Raw genomic sequence first — 18891 nt, 5'->3', positions numbered from 1 at the left:
ATAATAGAGTGTTCGCGGAGAAAAGGACAGGCGGGGCGGGTGTCATGGACGAGCGGGATCGGGTGCTGGAGGTCAACCGGCGGTTCTATGCAGCCTTCCTGGGCGGCGACCTGCCGGTGATGGAGGCCGTGTGGGCCTGGGTCCACCCGGTCGCCTGCATCCATCCCGGCTGGCACCCCATGACCGACCGCGAGGAAATCCTGCGGAGCTGGCGGGAGATCTTCACCACGAGACGCACTCTGGAGATCCGCATCGAGAGGGAGCAGGTGCTGCAACTGACGGCGGACACTGCCCTGGTGATCTGCCAGGAGGAGGTCAGCATCGGGCTGACGGCCGCCTGCAACGGGTTCGTGCTGGAGGACGGTGTCTGGCGTCTGGCGCTGCATCACGCCACGCCGCTGGCGCGCATCCGGACCGGGGATGTGGCCCGGCCCCACTCCGGTCCGCCTGTCCTGCACTGACCGCGCCGGCACAGGCCCCGGCCCCCCCCGGCCCGCGTACCGAGGTGGTTCTGCTGCCGGGTCAGGACTCTGCGGGCAGCATCCCCGCTGCACGAACCGGCAGGGCACTCGAATTCAAGTAATCGACCGTTACCTCAAACGCGTTCTACTTGGTGAAGCCACCCCCGCTCCGTGAAGAGCGCTGCGGCGTCGGGCCGCACGAATCCAGTGTGGGGCCTGCATTGCGCGCGGTGCGGCACCCAGGCAGATGTTTTTTTCGGCGTGCCGACATTATATCTCCCGTCAAGGTCATCGGGAAAGTCGTCCGGCACAGGCCGTCCGATGGCAGATCACGGCGGAGTGTCCGGGATGCAACCTGCGGGAGCGCCAGGGTATCGGCGCACCAGGGCGGTCGGCGGAGCAGCAGGTTAGGACCGGGCGGAGCGCCGGCAAATCACCCGGGCGGAAACCCGGGGAAATGCCAGGGCGACGACCATTCAGTTCTGAAAGGAAGTTGGAATGAACGGGAACACGAAGTGTTCGGATTTCCTGGTCGGCCTGCATGGCGACCTCCCGATGCGCGGTGTGGCGGTGACGCTGGGCGACATGCCCGCCGGCGCCGATGTCCACGAGGCGATGGCGGAAGCGGCGCAGGGCACGGCCTTCGCGCTGGAGCGGGTGTGCGGCGACGGCTATGGCCGGATGGTCGCGTATTTCCGTCTGGTGACTCTGGAGAATGACGGCGACGAGCCGGTCATGGCCCTGCTGCAGTCCGTCTCCCGGCACTGCCGCTGGCTCTCCATGGAGAAGATGACCAGCCGCGTGCTGCCCGAAGTCTGGGCGGCCTGATCCGACATGACGGTTCCCGCCCCGGCCCGGTGCCGGGGCGGTCTGGTACGGCCGCACCGGGGACGCCCGGGCGGCCGTTGTCGTTTCCGGTTCCTCTCTTCCCTGCGCCCCGGCCCCCTGTCCCCGGACAGCGCAGACCGCCCAGCGGTCGGGCGCGACGCGGGGCCTGTCCGGCCGGGGGCGCCCGGTTGACGGCCCCTCTCCCCCGATCCAGAACTGAGTCCGTGCGCGCCACGTCGCACGCCGCCGGCCCCGTCGCCGGGGACGGCGGACCGAACGGAACGGGGAGGTCTGCCATGGATCTGTCGCTCAGCGACGAACAGCGCCTGCTGCGGGACAGCGTCGAACGCTTCGTCCGCGATGCCTACGGTTTCGAACAGCGCAAGGCAGTGGTGGCGGAAGCCGGCGGCTTCTCCCGCCGGCACTGGGCCACCTTCGCGGAGCTGGGCTGGCTGGCCCTGCCCTTCGCGGAAGCCGACGGCGGCCTGGGCGGCGGCGGACCCGAGGTGGCGATCCTGATGGAGGCGTTCGGCCGCGGCCTCGTGGTGGAGCCCTATCTCCCGACCGTCCTCCTGTGCGGCGGGCTGGTCGCGGCGCTGGCGGAAGGGGGGCGCCGGTCGGCGCTGCTGGAACCCCTGCTGGAGGGCCGGCTCCAGCTCGCGCTGGCCTATGCCGAGCGGCAGGCCCGCTACGACCTGTTCGACATCGCCACGACGGCGCAGCGGCAGGAGGGCGGCGGCTATGTCCTGGACGGGCGGAAGTCCGTGGTCCTGAACGCGCCCTCGGCGGACTGGCTGATCGTCGCCGCGCGCACCGCCGGCGGCCGGCGTGACCGCGACGGCATCAGCCTGTTCCTGGTGGACCGTGCAGCGCCGGGTCTGGACCTGCGCGACTATCCCACGCTGGACGGGCAGCGCGCGGCCGAGGTGACGCTGACCGGAGTCAGCGTCCCGACGGACGCCCTGCTGGGGCCGGAGGGCGGCGCCCTGTCGGCCATCGAGGCGGCGACGGACCGCGCCATCGCCGCGCTCTGCGCCGAGGCCGTGGGCTGCATCGACCACCTTGTCACCGCCACGGTGGAGTATACCCGCACCCGGGTGCAGTTCGGCCAGCCCATCGCCCGCTTCCAGGTGCTCAAGCACCGGATGGCCGACATGGCCGTCTGCCTGGAGCAGGCCCGCAGCATGGCGGCCTATGCCGCACGGCACTGGGACACGGCCGACGCCACGGTGCGGGGCCGCGCCATGTCCGCCGCCAAGGCCAAGGTCGGGCAGGCCGCCCGCTTCGTGGCGCAGCAGGCGGTGCAGCTCCACGGCGCCATGGGCGTGACGGAGGAGCTGAATGTCGGGCACTACATGAAGCGCCTGATGGCGATCGAGGTGGCCTTCGGCAGCACCGACCACCATCTGCGCCGCTTCGGCAGCCTGGAGGAAGCCGCCTGAGGCGGCGGGAAGCCGGCACGGGGCGCCGGGCGGGTCCGCCCTGCCCGGCTATTCCCGCTTCAGCACGCGGTCGACCAGCACGTTCGCCCACCAGCGCGACATGAAGCGGGCCTTCAGCGCCGGCGGATCGTAGACCTGATCCACCCAGTCGTAGAAGTCGATCGGGCTTTCGGCGTTGCGGGCGGCGTATTCCTCGAAGAACTGGTCGAGGATGCCGGTCTTGGCGGCACGCAGATGGCCGTAGCGCCAGTTCAACTGGCGCACCGCCTCCTCCAGCGGGCGCTTCTCATGCACCAGCATGTAGAGCGCGCTCATGAAGCCGACGCGGTCCGACCCGGCCTTGCAGTGCATCAGCACCGGATATTCCACGCCGGCCCAGATGTCGCGTGCGGCATGCAGGATGTGCTTGCGCGGGGCGTCGCGAGAATTGACCGGGAAGTCCACCAGGGTGATCCCGTGCTCCCGGCAGGCCCGCTCCTCCAGGAAATAGGAGCCGCAGTCGTCGCGCCGGCCGCGCAGGTTGATGACGGTGCGGATGCCCATCCGCTTGGCGGCGGCGATGTGCGCCGGGGTCGGCTGGCTCGACCGGTACATACCCGGCGAGATCCGGAACATGTTCTTGTAGGCCATGCGCAGGAAGGCATGGTCCTTGAACACCGAATTGATCCAGCGCCCGGCCAGATGGCGCCGGTCGGCAAGAAATGCAAAGCGGTCGACGGTACAGGCGAGATCACGCTCGCCGCCGGCCCGGTCCTGAGACATGGACGCCTCACCCCAACTCCCCGGGCCAGCTAACCCGAGCGGCGACCGGCTGTCCACAACATAGATCGTGAATTTCCTCTGAATGTATGCGGCGCCGTCAGCCGGCCGCCGTGCCCTTGGCGATGCGCCGCAGCGCGGACACCGACGGGGGTGCTGCCGGCGCAGCGGGCGCGGGCCGGGCAGGCACCGCGCGACGGGCCAGGGCCGCGTGCAGGTGGCCTTCCAGCTCCGCCGCGCGGTGGGCGGCCGTGTGCGCCGCCAGCACCCGTGTCCGCGCCCGCCGGCCCAGCGCCGCGGCGGCCTCGGCCGTCATCCCGGTCAGCACCTCCAGCACCTCCGCCGCCGTGCGGGCGACGACGATCTCCCGCCCCGGCCGGAACAGGCTGTCCAGCCCCGGCCAGGGATCGCTGATGATCGGGGTGCCGCAGCAGGCCGCCTCGAACAGCCGCACGCTGGGCGACCAGCCGGCCCGCACCATGTCGGCACGGGTCACGTTCAGGGTGAAGCGCTGGGCGCTGTAGAAGCCGGGATGGCGGGGCGGCTCCAGATGCGCGATGCGCGCCACGTTGCCGGGCCAGGCGATGCCGTCCGGATACTGCGCCCCGGCAACGACGAAGCGTTCCCCCGGCAGGGCGCGGGCCGGCTCCAGCAGCAGCCGCTCCAGCACCGGCTGACGATCGGGGCTGTAGGTGCCGAGATAGCCCAGCGCCCAGTCCACCGCGACCTCCTGCGGCCGGTGCAGCGCCGGGTCGGCCGAGCAGTAGAGCGCCCGCGCCATGGGCGCGCCGAACTCCCGCTCCAGCCGGCGCAGGGTCGGCCCGCCGGTGAAGGAGAGATAGAGGCGATAGGCGGCGATCTGGCGAGCCGCCAGATAGTCCGTGCCCCCGTTGCCGCCGCCTCCCCCCGCCAGGGCCGCAAGGGTGACCGGCGTGTCGATGTCGTAGAAGGCGGTCAGGCCGCGGGCCGTGGCCAGCACCCAGTCGCCCACCGCCACCCCGTCCGGCACGTAGGAGCCGACGATCACCGCATCCGCCTCCCGCACCGCCGCGCCGAAACGGTCGCGCAGCTCCTCCAGGGAGCCGTACAGCGCCGTCCGCACCCCGGCAGGATCGGGGCAGTCGCGCGCCGCGGCGTACCAGGGCACGTCGCGCTCCAGGAAGGTGACCCGGTGGCCGCGGGCGGCCAGCTCGCGCAGCAGGCCGCGGTAGGTGGTGGCGTGCCCGTTGCCCCAGGAGGAGGTGATGGACAGGCCCAGCACGACGATGTCCAGCGCCCCCGTCATGCCGGCATCCCCGCCGGGGCCGGCTGCGCCCGCTCCTGCGCCAGCCGCCCGGTCAGCAGCCGGTCCACCAGCACCGCCCGGTGGGCGTAGGTATGTTCCGCCAGCACGCGGGTCCGGGCCGCCGCGCCGATGGCGCGGGCGCGCTCCGGCGTCAGCCCGGCGACCAGCTCCGCCACCTCCGCCCCGTCGCGGGCGACCAGCACCTCCCGTCCCGGTTCCAGGAACTGGCCGATCCCCTCCCAGGCGTCGGTGATCAGGCAGGCCGCCGCCCCCGCCGCCTCGAACACCCGCGTGGCGGGGGAGAAGCCGGTGGCGGCCATGCTCTCCCGGCTGACGTTCAGCACGGCCAGCGGGGTGCAGTTGAAGGCGTTGTGGTCGGCCGTGACGACATGGCCGAGATGGCGCACATTGGCCGGCAGCGGCTTGTCGCCCCAGCCCGCCCCGCCCAGCAGGCAGGGCCGCCCCGGCAGCAGGGCGGCGGCGCGCAGGAAGGACTCCTCCACCCGCGCCTCGCGGTCGGGCAGCCGGTTGCCCAGGAAGGCCAGCGCCGCCGCGAAGCGCGGGTCGGGTGGCACCGGATGGTGGGTGGCGGGATCGACGGCGTTGTAGACCGGCACGCACTCCCGGGCGCCCAGCGCGCCATAGGCGTCCACCACCGGCTGGCCGCCGCCATAGGTCAGCACCGCATCGTAGCGGCGCAGCGCGGCATGGAAGGGATCGGCCGGATCGGCGTGCAGGCGCGCGAGCGTCGCCGGGGCGTCCACGTCCCAGAACACGGCCAGCCCGTCCGGGCGGCGGATCTCCGGCACCGCGGCCTCCAGCAGCGCATCGAAGACGCCGACGCCGCTGGCCTTCACCACCACGTCCGCGCCGCGCCCCTGCTCCAACGCCCGCGACACCCCCGCCTCGGTCGCCTCGTAGACGACGACGCGGGCCCAGTCCGGATCGGGGATGTCGCGGTGCTTCTGCCGTTCATAGGCGTCGGGCTCGAAGAAGGTGACGCGGTGGCCACGGGCGGCCAGCTCCTTGACGATGCCCCGGTAGTAGGTCGCAGCCCCGTTCCAGTAGGCGGAGACGAGGCTCGATCCGTAGAAGGCGATGCTCAGGCCGGTCATGGTTCAGGACACCTCCGCAAGCGCGGGAGAGGACCCGCGCACCCCAAGGTCGGCGCAGCAGGCCAGCAGCTCGTCCACCCGGTGGGCGCAGGTGTGGCGGCTGCGGATCGTCTCGACGCCATTGCGCGCCTGCGCCGCCGCGGCGTCGGGGTCGGACAGCAGCTCGCGCAGGGCCTTCGTCATCTCGGTGCCGGAGCGCACCATGCGGAAGTCGCGCCCGGCCCGGAACAATCCCTCGCTGTCCGTCCAGGGGGCGGAGACCAGGGGGATGCCGCAGGCCAGCGCCTCGAACACCCGGATGGTCGGAATGCCCGGCAGCGCCTTCACATAGGGTCGGCGGGGCACATGCACCGTCACCCGGTGCGCCGCCAGCGCCGCGGGGGCGCGGTGGTTCGGCAGCCAGCCGCGGTAGGCGATGCCGGCCTCGGCCAGCGCCCGCCGCCCGTCCTCCGGATAGCGCACGCCATGGACGCGGGCGCGCAGGCCCAGCGTGCGCACCGGCTCCAGCAGGAACTCGTGCAGCTCCGCGGTGCGCTCGCCGTCGCCCCAGTTGCCGATCCAGATCAGGTCGCGCCGCGCCTCCGGCGTCGGCTGCGGCCGGAACAGGCGGGTGTCGGCGGCCTCGTGCCAGACCCGCGCCTGCCGGCCCCAGCCTCGGGCGCGGTAGCGCTCCGCCACCGCCTGACCGAAGGCCAGCACCCCGTCATAGGCGGAGAGGTCGTAGCGCGCCATCTCCTCCGGAGCGGTGACGCTGCGGTGGTGGGTGTCATGGAACAGCAGCCGGAAGCGCCCGCCCCGCGCGCGCCGCCTGCCCAGGGCGGCGACAAGGGCGGGGTCGTTCCATTCGTGGACCAGCACCACGTCCGCCCCGTCCAGGGCCCGGTCCAGCACCGCCTCGGAACCGGGATCGGACAGGTCATGGTCGTGCGATCGCAGGTGCGGGAAGGCGGCCCGGATCTCAGCCAGCGCACCCTCCCCATGTTGGGCCAGCAGGTTGGCACGGCTCCAGCCGTCCGCCGGCTCCCAGACGGAGACCTCGTGCCGCCGGGACAGAAGCTCCGTCACGACGCCGCGCAGAAAGTGCGCATTGCCGTGGTTCCAGTCGGAGAAGAGGGAATGCACGAAGAAGACGAAGCGCATGGCCGTCACCCCACGCCATAGCGGCGCCGCGGCGCCCCGGTGAGCGCCGCATAGGCGCCGAGATAGGACCGGGCCATGGTGTCGGCCCGGAAGCGGCGGCCGCGGATGCGCGCCCGCTCCGCCAGATCGCAGCGGCGGGCGTGGTCGCAGACCAGCCGGTTCAGCGCCCGCGCCAGCCCGGCCGTGTCGTCGGGATCGACGAAGACCGCCGCTCCGTCCCAGTTCTCGCGCAGGCCGGGACTGTTCCCCAGCACCAGGGCGCAGCCCGACAGCGCCGCTTCCAGCACGGCCAGCCCGAACGGCTCGTAGCGGGCCGGCAGGCAGAAGACGGCGGCGCGGGCGTACCAGTCGCGCAGCTCCGCCGACGGCAGCCGGCCCAGCAGGGCCACGGCGCGCGGCGCCCGTTCGGAGCCGTCCGGATGCCGCGACTCCCCGGCCACGGCAACCGGGCTGCCCAGCAGGGGGGCCACGGCCTCCAGGGCGGCGATGTTCTTGCCCTCGTCCCAGATGCGGCCCACGGACAGGATCAGGTCGTCCTTGGCGGCGGGGGCGAAGTCCTCCACCGCGACGCCGTTGGGGATCACCACCGGCTCGACCGGCACGCCATAGTGGAAGGCCAGCGCCGCCGCCATGGTCCGGCTGGGCGTCACCACCATGCCGGCGGCAGCGAGGCCGGCGCGCACGCCCTCGGCATAGCGGTCGAAGTCGGACAGCGGCGGTTCCCCGCGCACGGCGGCGAACCAGGAGCGGACGCAGGAGTGCCCCGCGCACAGCACCGGCGCCCGGAACGGCAGGGCGGCGTGGGCGTAGCCGTTGACATGGACGACGTTCGGCCGCAGCCGGTCCTCCAGCCCCAGCAGCCAGTCGCCGGAGCGGGCCACGTCGGCGCCCGCGTCCGGCATCCATTCCAGGCGCCAGTCGCTCTCCTCCAGGTGCAGGCCGGACACGGCCGCCGCGGCCTGCCGCTGGTCGGGCGCCAGCGGTCCGCCCAGCACGGCCAGGGTCGTGCGGGCGCCCGCACGGCCGAGCTGTCCCGCCAGCGTCAGCGCATGGTCCCAGACGCCGCCCAGGCAGTCGGCCGTCATCAGGACATGCAGGGGCTCTCCGGGCCGGGCCGGCCGCTCGACCTCGGGCCGCTCAGCCATGGGCCGCTTCCAGCTCGGCGAGCGGACGCGGCCGTTCGTCCTGGAGGTCGCTGAAGCGGCCGTGGGCGGCCAGGTAATGGTCCAGCGCCCGTTCCCAGGCGCGGTCGTCGGGCAGGCCCCAGAGCCTGCGGTAGTCGGGGGAGCCCGGATAGGGGAACAGCGGCACCGGGTCGTTGGCCCAGACCCCGTGCTGCCGCAGCCGGTCGCGCCAGGCGCGGACCGTCTCGGGATCGTCGTCGCCGGCGTCGATCAGGTTGGCCTGGACGAAGGCGACATGCCGCCGGGCCAGGATCAGCCGCTCCGTCAGTTCGTCCGTGGACAGGCGGCAGTCCTTGTCGAGCGCCTGCCGCCCTTCCGCCGTCAGGCTTTCCACGCCGGCCTCGATGGAGACGCAGCCGGCGCGGCCCAGGAGCGCGATCATCTCCGGCTTCCAGATGTCGATCCGGGTCTGTACCCCGAAGCGCACCGGCCGCTCCGCCAGCGCCTCCAGCAGCGGCCGGTTGGGCAGGAATATCTCGTCGATGAAATAGACATACTCCACGCCCTGGGCGATCAGCCCGTCGATCTCCCGCATCACCACCTCCACCGGGCGGCGGCGGTAGCGGTCGCGGAAATTCTCCTTGGCGCAGAAGGTGCAGGAATAGGGGCAGCCGCGGCTGGCCTCCACCTCCGCTCCCGGACCCGCGGGCGGCGCATCGAAGCGGTGATGGTGGTGGCGGTGCCGCGCGATCCACCCGTCGGGCCAGGACAGCGCCGGCAGATCCGTGAAGGTCCCGGCATGGGGGCCGCCCTGCACCCGCACCGCCCCGTCGCGCGCATGGCAGAGGGAGGGGATGGAGCACCAGTCCCGGCCCGACGCGAGCAGCGCGATCGGCTCCTCGCACTCGCCCTGCACCACCACGTCCACGCCCAGCTTCGCCAGCGCCGCCCGCGGCGTGGTGGAGCTGTGCGGGCCGACGCCCACCAGCGTGCCCGCGACCGGCCGCAGCAGCCGCACCACGGCCTGCGGCACCCGCAGTTCCGGCGGACAGCAGCGCCAGAACAGATAGCTCGGCGCCGTGGTCACCACCGTCATGTCCGGCCGGAACTCCCGCACCCGGGCCAGCAGCGCCGCGTCGGACAGGTCCAGGAGCTGGGCGTCCAGGATCTCCGCCACATGGCCGTCGCGCTCCAGCAGGGCCTTGGCGTAGCCGAACTCCAGCGGCAGGTGCGGCTCGCGGCAGCCGAAATAGATCGAGCCCTCGAAGCTCCAGTTCGGGTTCACCAGCGCCACGCGCATTCTCTGTCCTCCGGTCGGCCCGGATGTCGGGCGGGTGCTACTGGGCGGCCGGCAGGGACCGGGCCACCACCTCGACCAGCGGCAGCCCCGGCCGCTCCCCGTGCAGCCAGCGGTGCAGCCGGGCGATTCCGTCGGCAGCCGCGATGCCGGGGGTCCAGCCGGTGGCCTGCCGGAAGCGGGAGATGTCGGCGACGTACCAGGGCTGGTCGCCGGTCCGCCACGGGCCGTACTCCACGGCCGGCAGGCGGCCGTCCAGCCCGGCGATCTGCTCCAGCACTTCGCGCAGGCTGACGGCGTTGGCGGGTCCCCCGCCGATGTTGAAGGCGCGGCCGGAAACCGCGTCGCGGTTGCCGAGCGCCAGCAGGAAGGCGTCCACCAGATCGTCCGCATGCAGGATGTCGCGCACCTGCCGGCCGGTGCCGAACAGGGTGATGGTCCGTCCTTCCGCCGCGGCGATCAGGAAGTGCGCCACCCAGCCCTGGTCCTCCGTCCCGAACTGGTGCGGGCCGTAGATGCAGCTCATGCGGAAGACCGTGGCCGGCAGCCCGTAGCTGCGGGCATAGTCCAGCACGTACTGGTCCGCCGCCCCCTTGGAACAGCCGTAGGGGCTGTGGAAGTCCAGCGGCCTGTCCTCGCGCACGCCGCCGGCATGGCCGGGGTCTGCCGGACGGCAGCGGTCCGCCTCCTCCACCAGCTCCAGGTCCGGCAGAGCGCCGTAGACCTTGTTGGTGGAGCTGAAAACCAGCGGCGGCGGCTCAGGCTGCGCCCGCACCGCCTCCAGAACGCGCAGGGTGCCGCAGGCATTGACCTCGAAATCGTGGACGGGGTCGCGCAGGCTGGTCGTCACCGCCACCTGGGCGGCAAGGTGGAAGACGGCGGCACTGCGGGCGACGGCACGGCCCAGCCGCTCGCCGTCGCGGATGTCCGCCAGCTCGGGGAGGATGCGGTCGCCGTGCATGGCACGCAGCCAGGCTAGGTTGCGCTCCACGCCGGGGCGGCTCAGATCGTCCAGCACGATGACCCGCCGCCCCTCCCGCGCCAGCCGGTCGGCGAGGTTGGTGCCGACGAAGCCGGCGCCGCCGGTGATGAGCACCGGCCGGTCGGGGGGACCGGGCAGCCGCGCCAGCGCCGCCCCCGCCGACAGGTCCGTTCCGGAGAGGCCGGCACCCGCGCGGCAGCTCATACCGTCAGCCCCCGGGCGGCCAGCTCGCGCGCCGCCTGTTCCACCCGGTCCACGGCGATCTGCCCGGACAGCCAGTCCGCCAGCTCCGTCAGCCCCTCTTCCAGCCCGACCCCGGGTTCGTAGCCCAGCACCGCCCGGGCCTTGCCGATGTCCGCGAAGCAGTGGCGGATGTCGCCGACGCGGCAGCGCCCGGTGATCTCCGGCACGAGGTCCGGCCGCCCGACGATGCCCGCCAGCCGGCCGGCAAGGTCGTCGATGGCGATGGCCTGACCGGAGCCGATGTTGAGCACCTCCCCGGCCGCGGCCGGCCGCTCCAGCACCAGCCGGCAGGCGCGGGCCACGTCGCGCACATGCACGAAGTCGCGCTTCTGCCGCCCGTCCTCGAAGATCATCGGCCGGTTGCCGTTCAGCAGGCGCGAGGCGAAGATCGCCAGCACCCCGGTATAGGGATTCGAGAGCGCCTGACGGGTGCCGTAGACGTTGAAGAAGCGCAGCGCCACCGTGGCGATGCCGTAGGCCGCGCCGACCAGCAGGCACTGCCGCTCCTGCACGTACTTGCCCAGCGCATAGACCGACGCGAGCGAGGGGCGCTTGCTCTCCGGCGTCGGCACCGGCTGCAACGGCGCGCCGTCGGCGTCGCGCAGCTCCCACTCCCCGCGGGATAGCTGGGCGCGGCCCCGCTCCACCCCTTCCACGACGCGGCCGTCGGGCGAGCGGTACAGCCCCTCGCCGTAGACGCTCATGGAGGAGGCGACGACCAGACGCTCGACCGGCCGCTCGATCAGGGCCTGGAGCAGCACGGCGGTGCCGAGATCGTTCACCGAGGTGTAGTCGGCGACCTGGTACATGCTCTGGCCGACGCCGACCATGGCGGCGAAATGGTAGACGACATCCACCCCGGTCAGGGCGCGCGACACCGCGCCGGGGTCGCGCACGTCGCCGCGCAGCAGTTCCACCCCGGGATCGAGATAGGCGGGCCGCTCCGCGTCGGCATGAACCTGCGGCGAGAGGGAGTCCAGGACCCGCACCCGATGGCCCGCGGCCAGCAGTCCGTCGGCCAGATGCGAGCCGATGAAGCCGGCGCCGCCCGTGATCAGGATGGATTTCGCCATGGGGTCCTCGTCTTGGCGGACCCGTCCCGCCCGGCATCGACCGGCCTCCGCCGGATGGCCGCTCCCGTCTCCGGCAGCGGACTCGCCACAGGACGGAACGGGGCCTGGATGCCGGGATCGGCTGTCGGGACGGGGTATCGCCGCCGGAAACCTGTTCGCGGCCTTAACGAGAGATGGCTGCCGAGGTTCCGGAGGCTCTTCTTCTTCAATCCCGTCCGACCGCACGGCGTAGCCCGACCGGGCGGGGCATCGCCGTGGGGCCGTGATGCCGGTCCCTGCCCCGCGCCTACCCGTCCGGTTGCACGCACTACGCCGTTCGGCCGGGGTCGCGGAGCGGACGGGAAGGGCGTATGGTGCGCACCCGCGCTTCCGCGCGGTTCCCTTCCGGCACGATCCCCGACCCGTCTTGTCCGATCCAGTCTCCGATACGATGATCCTGGGCAATGCCCGCCTCGTGCTGGCCGATGCCGTCGTCCCCGGCAGCGTTGCCGTGGCCGGCGGAACCATCGCCGCGATCGACGGCGATCGCCGCCCCCCGCCCGGCGCGCTCGACCTTGAGGGCGACCTGCTGCTGCCGGGGCTGGTGGAGATCCACACCGACAATCTGGAAAAGCATCTGACGCCGCGCCCCGGCGTCGTCTGGCCCGCCTTCTCCGCCGTGCTGGCGCACGACGCGCAGGTGGCCGCGGCGGGCATCACGACGGTGCTGGACGCGCTCTGCATCGGTGCCGGGCCGGGCCGCGACTGGGCCGGCATCGCCGCGGCCGCCATCCCCGGCCTTGCCGCCGCACGGGAGGCGGGGCACCTGCGCGCGGAGCATCTGCTGCATCTCCGCTGCGAGGTGACGGACCCCGACCTGCCCGCTTTGTTCGAGGCGCATGCCGGCGACCCGTCGGTGCGGCTGGTCTCCGTCATGGACCACACGCCGGGTCAGCGCCAGTTCACGGACCTGACGAAGTTCCGCCGCTACCAGGAAGCGTTCGGCGCTTCGGCGGCAGAGGTGGACGCGGCCATCGACCAGAGCCGAGAGCGGCAGGCGCGCCACGCCGCCCGCCACCGCGCCCTGCTGGCGGACGCCTGCCGCGCCCGCGGCATCCCCGTCGCTAGCCATGACGACGAGACTCCGGAGCATGTGGCGGAGGCGAAGGCCCTGGGCTTCGTCATCTCCGAATTCCCGACGACGGCCGCCGCCGCCGCGGCGGCGCGGGAGCACGGGATGCTGACCGTGCTGGGCGCGCCGAACGTCGTCCGCGGCCAGTCGCACTCGGGCAACGTGTCGGCCCTGGAACTGGCACGGGCCGGGCTGCTGGACATGCTGTCGTCCGACTACATGCCCGCCAGCCTGATGCAGGCCGTCTTCCGGTTGTCCGGGGACAGGGTCATCGCCCTGCCGGCGGCCGTCGCCATGGTCAGCCGGACGCCGGCGCGGGCGCTGGGCCTGGACGACCGCGGCGAGATCGCCCCCGGCCTGCGGGCCGATCTGGTGCAGGTGCGCGAGACGGACCACGGGCCGGTGGTCCGGCGCGTCTGGCGCGGCGGACGGCGCGTGCTGTGAGCGCCGGCAGCACGGAGGACACCGGCCGCTGGGCCGTCTACTACGCGCCGCCGCACGACGGTCCGCACTGGCGCCTGGGTACGGCCTGGCTGGGCCGCGACCCGGAAACGGGGGAGACGCCGCCCCGGCCCGACACCGGGATTCCGGCCGCGGACCTGGCCCGGCTGACCGCGACCGCGGCCGGCTACGGTTTCCACGCTACCCTGAAGCCCCCCTTCGCCCTGGCCGCGGGCCGGACGGAGACGGACCTGCGCGCCGCCGTGGCGGAGCTTGCGGCCGGGCTGGCGCCGTTCGACGCGCCGCCGCTGCGCCCGGCCCGGCTGGGCGATTTCCGCGCCCTGGTTCCGGCCGCGGACTGCCTGGACCTGGACCGGCTCGCCGCCGCCTGCGTGCGCGGGCTGGACGGGTTCCGCGCCCCGCCGACGCCGGCAGAGCTGGCGCGCCGGCTGGCCGCGGGGCTGACACCGGGGCAGCAGGCGATGCTGGAGCGCTGGGGCTATCCCTACGTGCTGGGGGAGTTCCGCTTCCACATGACCCTGACCGACCCCGTGCCCCCGGATGCAGCCGCAGCCGTGGACACGGCGCTGGAGGCGGTCTTCGCCCCGCTGCGCCGGCTGCCGCTGCCGGTGCGCGACCTCGCCCTGTTCCGGCAGGAGCGGCGGGGGGAGCCGTTCCGGCTGGTGGAACGCTTCCCGCTGGCAGCGGGGCGGGCGGCGCGCTAAACCGGACGCCGTCCTTCCGGCATCCGCGAGACCGCCATGCGCCCCGACCCGACCCATCCCGACACGCTGCTGGCCCGGGCACAGGGCGCGCACGACCCGGCGACGCACGGCGTCGTCCCGGCGGTGCATCCCGCCACCACCTTCCTGCGCGCGGGCGACCTGTCCTATCCCGGCGGGCACAGCTACGCCCGGCCCTTCAACCCCACCTTCGACGGAGCGGAAACGCTGCTGGCGACGCTGGAGGGCGCGGCCCAGGCGCTGCTGTTCTCCTCCGGCATGTCGGCGGCCACGGCCGTGTTCCAGGCGCTGGAGCCGGGCGACCATGTGATCGCGCCGCAGGTGATGTACTGGGGCCTGCGCAACTGGCTGAAGGGCTTCGCCGCGCAGTGGGGCCTGGGGCTCGACCTCGTGGACATGCGCGATCCGGCCGCCGTGGCCGCTGCCGTGCGGCCGGGCCGGACCAGGCTGATCTGGGCCGAGACCCCGGCCAACCCGACCTGGGAGGTGACGGACCTCGCCGCCTGTGCCGAGATCGCCCACCGGGCCGGGGCGCGGCTGGCCGTGGACAACACGGTGCCGACGCCCTTGCTGACCCGGCCGGTCGAGCACGGCGCCGACATCGTCATGCATTCGGCGACCAAGTACCTGAACGGCCACAGCGACGTGCTGGGCGGTGCCCTGGCAACGGCGCGCGCCGACGGCTTCTGGGAGCGCATCGCCGCCATCCGCGCCAACCAGGGCGCCATCCCCGGCCCGTTCGAGGCTTGGCTGCTGCTGCGCGGGATGCGGACGCTGGGCCTGCGGGTGGAGCGCGCCTGCGCCACGGCGCAGCGGCTGGCGGAGCATTTCGCCGGCCACCCGAAGCTGGAGGCCGTGCTCTACCCCGGCCTGCCGACGCATCCCGGCCACGCGGTGGCCGCGCGCCAGATGCGCGGCGGCTTCGGCGGCATGCTGTCGGTGCGGGTGAAGGGCGGGGCGGCGGGGGCGGTGGCCGCATCGGCGGCCCTGCGCATCTGGACCCGGGCCACCTCGCTGGGCGGGGTGGAAAGCCTGGTGGAGCACCGCGGCTCCATCGAGGGGCCGGACAGCCCCTGCCCCCAGGATCTGCTGCGCCTGTCCTGCGGCATCGAACATGCCGACGACCTGATCGCCGATCTGGAACAGGCGCTGGAGCACGTCCCGGCGTAGCACGGCGCGACACCGGGACCCGCCCCGGCCCGGGCAGGGCTGGGCGGGATCAGGTCAGCGCGGGATCAGGGCATCCAGCCGGTCCCGGAACGGGGCGATGGCCTTGCGGTCGGCCTCCGTATCGCGGGCGAAGGCGGCCAGATCGTTGCGCATCTCGCGCGCCACGCTGCGCAGAGCCACCTGATCCGCGGCAGTGGCCGAGGCCTGCATCACGCGGGCGTCGTAAGGGGTGTCGGGCCGCTTGCGCACGGGCGCGGCAGCCGCCGCCGCCATGGGACGCAGGATCTGCTCCGCCCGGTGTGCGGCCAGCACGCGGTTGCCCACCGACCGCCAGCGGCGTTCGCTGAAACCGTGCCGGGCGATGATCGGTTCGATCACCGCTGTGTCCGCCAGAAGACGGGAAAAGGGGTGGGCTTGGGGAGCCGCGGGACCGGCGGGGCCCGGCGCGGCGACCTGTTCCGCCGCGGCGATCTGTTCCGCTGCAGCGATCTGTTCCGCCGCGGCGATGAACCGCCCGACCTCCTCCGGCGCCAGCGTCTCATCCGCCAGCATGGGCGCCGAGAGAAACAGCGTGAAAGCCAGAACAGCGACCAGACGCATCCGCCCCCTCCGAATGCTGTACGGACGTTCTACCCCGGAATAAAGATGCTTTCCAGCCGTAATTATTCCGGTTCGATGGAAATCAGGACGCGAATTGTGCGCAATTTTCATCAATTCCGCCCTGCAGCCGAACCCGGTCGGCCGACGGCCCCTTATGCGCCGGCTCCGGAGGGGGCAGGTCGGGCAGGATGGCAACGGAGCCCTGTCCGCAATCAGTATTGACGGCGGTCTGTTAAGACCTCGTGAAGACCACACCGCCGCACCGGCCGGAAACCGGCGGGAGACGGTGATCGATGCGCAACGGCAACGATGCCTCCCCGGAAGGAGCCGGTCGGCCCGAGTCCCGGGCGCGTCGCGGCCCGTGTCCCGGTGTGGCCTGGGGCGGCCTGGGGCGGCCTGGGGCGGACCGGCGGGGAGAGCCGCCTGGAGGAGACGGCAGCCTGCCTGCAGGGGCGCCCGGCAGCGGGGAAATGCGGCGATGGTGTGGCACCGGAACGACGGCGGCGTGGCATTCGCCGGAATGCCCGTGCCGGCATGCCGGTTCCGCGTGCAGGCCCCTTGCGTGCAGGTTGGGCCTGCCCTAGGGTCCCTCGCGCCAGTGTCGAGAAGGGTCCTTCTTCCGTGGTTCCTCATGTTTCGCTGAAGCTCGCGCGCCTGCTCCTGGCCGGCGCCGCGCTCACCGTGGCCGCCAGCGCCGCCGCCCAGTCCACCCCGCAGACCGAGCAGCCGGGCTCCGGCGGCGGGTTGATCCTGCCGGGCACGGTGCAGTCGACGCCCTCGGGCTCGACCGCCGCGGGAACGATCACGCAGCGCCCGCAGCAGGCCCCCGCGGCCCAGCAGCCGCGCCCGGCCGCACAGCCGCAGCAGCAGCCGCGCCCGGCGCCGCAGGCCCAGGCCCAGCGCGCCCCGTCCAAGCCGCCGGAGAAGACCGGCGTGCCGCAGGGCACCTGGGACATCGCGCCGGACGTCTATTCCGACGGCAGCTTCAAGCTGTGCGCCGCGGAGAACCGGTTCGACAACAATCTGATCCTGATCATGCTTCAGGGTCCGAACAAGAAGACCAACCTGATGATCGGCGCGCCCGGGGCCCAGATGCCCCCCGGCGCCCGCTTCAAGGCACAGATCAAGATCGACTCCAAGCTGGACAAGGAGATCAACGGGGCCGTCGTCGCGCCCGAGCTGGTCGCCCTGAACACCGGCCAGGAAGAAGAGATCGCGCGCGGGATCGGTACCGGCAACGTGCTGACCGTGATGCTGCCCGGTCAGGGCGTGGCGTTCCAGCTCAAGGGCACCTCGAAGGCGCTCAGCGACCTGTCCGCCTGCGTGGACCAGGCCGCCGCCGGCACGCTCAAGCTCCCGCCGCCGCCGCCGGCGATGCCGCCGCAGCTCGCCAAGCTGCTGCTGGATGCCGGCCTGAAGGACGCGCGCGCCCTTCCGGTGGACAAGATGCCGCCGGAGCAGCGCCCGGGCGACTTCGCCTGGCAGATCGGCCAGAAGGTGCTGGGCGCCATCCGCAACTTCCCGATCCGGGAAGAAGCGGGCGACCTCGCCAAGATCAGCCAGACCTACGTGGACAGCCTGGCCAAGACCTGCCAGGGCACCTTCACCCCGACCCTGGGCACGGTGGAGACGGTGAAGCAGGTCACCTTCCGCACCGGCTCGGCCCTGTGCGAGATGAAGGAGGGCAAGGTCTTCGTCTCCCTGGTCATGTACCTGTCGGCCCAGCGCACCCTGGGCGTCTTCTCGCACGAGGCGATGGAGAGCGAGCGGGCCACGGCCGAGACCGCTTCGGCCGGCATCCTGAAGGCACTCAAGGAAGCCGCCGCGAAGGAGCCGCCGGCCCAGCAGGGCCAAGCCGCTCCCCAGCAGCCGGCGCCGCAACCGAAGAAGTGACCCAAGGGGCGGCAGCCGCCCGCCCCTTCCGACCGGAAACCGCCATCGGAAACCGCCGCCCGGACAGACTGTCCGTGGCGGCGGTTCCATGTCGGGGACCCGCCGGAGGCATCCGGCCGGCGGACCGTCATCCCTTGTCGCCCAGCGCCTCTTCCGCGAGCCGGGCGAAGGCCGGGTCCAGCGGCGGCGGATCAATGGGAACCCCTTCGGCCAGCGCGTCCGCCACGGTGCGCAGGATGTCGATGCGGGCGCACCATTTGGAATTCGCCGGGATCAGGGTCCAGGGGGCCGCCGGGGTGGAGGTGCGGACGAACATCTCCTGCGCCGCCGCCACATATTCGTCCCAGCGCGCGCGGGCGCGCAGGTCGTCCGGCGTCAGCTTCCAGCGCTTCCACGGCTTCTCCAGCCGCTCGCGCAGACGCTTGCCCTGCTCCTCCGGGCTGATGCTGAGGAACAGCTTGATCACGCGGATGCCGTCGTCCGTCAGCATCTTCTCGAAGGCGTTGATCTCGTCGTAGGCGCGGGTCCAGTCCTCCCGCTTCGCCAGCCCCTCCACCCGCTCGACCAGCACACGGCCGTACCAGGAGCGGTCGAAGATGGCGACGCTGCCCGGCGTGGGCAGGCGCTGCCAGAACCGCCAGAGATAGTGCCGGCCCTGCTCGTCGGCCGTCGGGGCCGAAATGGGCCAGACATGGAACCCGCGCGGGTCCAGTTCCGCCGTCATCCGGCGGATCGCACCGCCCTTGCCCGCCGCGTCCCAGCCCTCGAAGACGATGACGGCACGCAGCCCCTGCCAGAAGTAGGAGAACTGAATCCGGGCCATCCGCTCCTGCAGGGCCTTCTGGGTCTTCTCATAGTCAGCCTTGTCGGCAAAACGGGGCTGCCGTTCGGGCAGCCGGTCGAGACGGAACCGGTCAGGTATCTCCAGAGCCATCCGCATTTCCTTCCTGTCGTTCCCGACATTCCTCCGCCCCCGGCCAGTCTGACGCCGCCGGCGCCGGCAATCCAGCGGTTCCGCCCAGCCGGATCCAGCCGGCCGGGTTCGTCATGCGGCCAGCGGTCGCGGGAACCGCCCCGCCCCTGGCGGGTTTTCCCGGTGAGGCGGTCCCTGCCCGGACCGCGGCGCCCGTCCGGCGCCAGCCACACCGCCCGACGTCTTGCCTGCGACGTCCCCCTACGCCCGC

17 protein-coding genes are annotated in these 18891 nt (G+C 72.8%); 7 read left to right on the top strand and 10 right to left on the bottom strand.

Going from position 1 to position 18891, the window contains the following annotated elements; genetic code table 11:
• Positions 1-44: 44 nt before the first annotated feature.
• From RC1_RS02530 to RC1_RS02520, 3 genes are all read left to right on the top strand, one after another.
• Positions 45-461 (top strand): nuclear transport factor 2 family protein, encoded by a 417-nt coding sequence (locus tag RC1_RS02530; RefSeq protein WP_012565765.1) that lies wholly within the window; start codon positions 45-47, stop codon positions 459-461.
• A 498-nt stretch (positions 462-959) separates the two neighbouring features.
• Entirely contained in the window at positions 960-1289 is a 330-nt protein-coding gene (locus RC1_RS02525) for a hypothetical protein (protein WP_012565764.1), read from the top strand.
• 296 nt (positions 1290-1585) lie between these two features.
• Positions 1586-2731: an acyl-CoA dehydrogenase family protein gene (locus RC1_RS02520; RefSeq protein ID WP_012565763.1), complete on the top strand. Its 1146-nt coding sequence runs from the start codon at positions 1586-1588 to the stop codon at positions 2729-2731.
• Positions 2732-2779: 48 nt separating this feature from the next.
• On the opposite strand, the gene RC1_RS02515 is transcribed toward RC1_RS02520, so the two are convergent.
• From RC1_RS02515 to RC1_RS02480, 8 genes are all read right to left on the bottom strand, one after another.
• Positions 2780-3493 carry a protein tyrosine phosphatase family protein gene (locus RC1_RS02515; RefSeq protein WP_012565762.1) on the bottom strand — a complete coding sequence of 238 codons (714 nt, stop codon included), beginning with the start codon at positions 3491-3493 and terminating at the stop codon, positions 2780-2782.
• Between the two features lie 97 nt (positions 3494-3590).
• Complete coding sequence (locus RC1_RS02510; RefSeq protein ID WP_012565761.1) at positions 3591-4775, bottom strand: CgeB family protein; 1185 nt, start codon at positions 4773-4775, stop codon at positions 3591-3593.
• On the bottom strand, positions 4772-5890 hold the full coding sequence (locus RC1_RS02505; RefSeq protein ID WP_012565760.1) for a CgeB family protein: 1119 nt from the start codon (positions 5888-5890) through the stop codon (positions 4772-4774). The genes RC1_RS02510 and RC1_RS02505 overlap by 4 nt, the downstream gene beginning before the upstream one ends.
• Before the next feature lie 3 nt (positions 5891-5893).
• A complete protein-coding gene (locus RC1_RS02500) occupies positions 5894-7030 on the bottom strand; it encodes a CgeB family protein (protein ID WP_012565759.1) in 1137 nt (378 codons plus the stop codon).
• Between the two features lie 5 nt (positions 7031-7035).
• The gene (locus RC1_RS02495) at positions 7036-8175 is read right to left on the bottom strand and encodes a glycosyltransferase family 4 protein (RefSeq protein WP_012565758.1); all 1140 of its coding nucleotides are present in this window, start codon (positions 8173-8175) and stop codon (positions 7036-7038) included.
• A complete protein-coding gene (locus tag RC1_RS02490) occupies positions 8168-9454 on the bottom strand; it encodes a TIGR04295 family B12-binding domain-containing radical SAM protein (RefSeq protein ID WP_012565757.1) in 1287 nt (428 codons plus the stop codon). The genes RC1_RS02495 and RC1_RS02490 overlap by 8 nt, the downstream gene beginning before the upstream one ends.
• A gap of 37 nt (positions 9455-9491) precedes the next feature.
• On the bottom strand, positions 9492-10637 hold the full coding sequence (locus RC1_RS02485) for an NAD-dependent epimerase/dehydratase family protein (protein WP_083759233.1): 1146 nt from the start codon (positions 10635-10637) through the stop codon (positions 9492-9494).
• Complete coding sequence (locus RC1_RS02480) at positions 10634-11749, bottom strand: NAD-dependent epimerase/dehydratase family protein (protein WP_012565755.1); 1116 nt, start codon at positions 11747-11749, stop codon at positions 10634-10636. The genes RC1_RS02485 and RC1_RS02480 overlap by 4 nt, the downstream gene beginning before the upstream one ends.
• 406 nt (positions 11750-12155) lie before the next feature.
• On the opposite strand from RC1_RS02480, the gene RC1_RS02475 reads away from it, so the two are divergent.
• The 3 genes from RC1_RS02475 to RC1_RS02465 are packed head-to-tail and all read left to right on the top strand — an operon-like array spanning position 12156 to position 15214.
• The gene (locus tag RC1_RS02475; RefSeq protein ID WP_234703818.1) at positions 12156-13304 is read left to right on the top strand and encodes an alpha-D-ribose 1-methylphosphonate 5-triphosphate diphosphatase; all 1149 of its coding nucleotides are present in this window, start codon (positions 12156-12158) and stop codon (positions 13302-13304) included.
• The gene (locus tag RC1_RS02470; RefSeq protein WP_012565753.1) at positions 13301-14026 is read left to right on the top strand and encodes a DUF1045 domain-containing protein; all 726 of its coding nucleotides are present in this window, start codon (positions 13301-13303) and stop codon (positions 14024-14026) included. The genes RC1_RS02475 and RC1_RS02470 overlap by 4 nt, the downstream gene beginning before the upstream one ends.
• Before the next feature lie 36 nt (positions 14027-14062).
• On the top strand, positions 14063-15214 hold the full coding sequence (locus RC1_RS02465) for a trans-sulfuration enzyme family protein (protein WP_012565752.1): 1152 nt from the start codon (positions 14063-14065) through the stop codon (positions 15212-15214).
• A 54-nt stretch (positions 15215-15268) separates the two neighbouring features.
• Here the strand turns inward: RC1_RS02465 and RC1_RS02460 are convergent, their stop codons facing one another.
• On the bottom strand, positions 15269-15814 hold the full coding sequence (locus RC1_RS02460) for a hypothetical protein (protein ID WP_012565751.1): 546 nt from the start codon (positions 15812-15814) through the stop codon (positions 15269-15271).
• Positions 15815-16435: 621 nt separating this feature from the next.
• On the opposite strand from RC1_RS02460, the gene RC1_RS02455 reads away from it, so the two are divergent.
• Positions 16436-17707 (top strand): hypothetical protein, encoded by a 1272-nt coding sequence (locus RC1_RS02455; protein WP_012565750.1) that lies wholly within the window; start codon positions 16436-16438, stop codon positions 17705-17707.
• A 127-nt stretch (positions 17708-17834) separates the two neighbouring features.
• Here RC1_RS02455 and RC1_RS02450 read toward each other — a convergent pair whose 3' ends face one another.
• A complete protein-coding gene (locus tag RC1_RS02450; protein WP_012565749.1) occupies positions 17835-18641 on the bottom strand; it encodes a polyphosphate kinase 2 family protein in 807 nt (268 codons plus the stop codon).
• Positions 18642-18891: the final 250 nt, after the last annotated feature.

This window comes from Rhodospirillum centenum SW (assembly GCF_000016185.1).
GTDB classification, from domain to species: domain Bacteria; phylum Pseudomonadota; class Alphaproteobacteria; order Azospirillales; family Azospirillaceae; genus Rhodocista; species Rhodocista centena.
The sequence above is the reverse complement of the archived record's forward strand: the minus strand, read 5'-3'. Positions and strand labels throughout refer to the sequence as shown.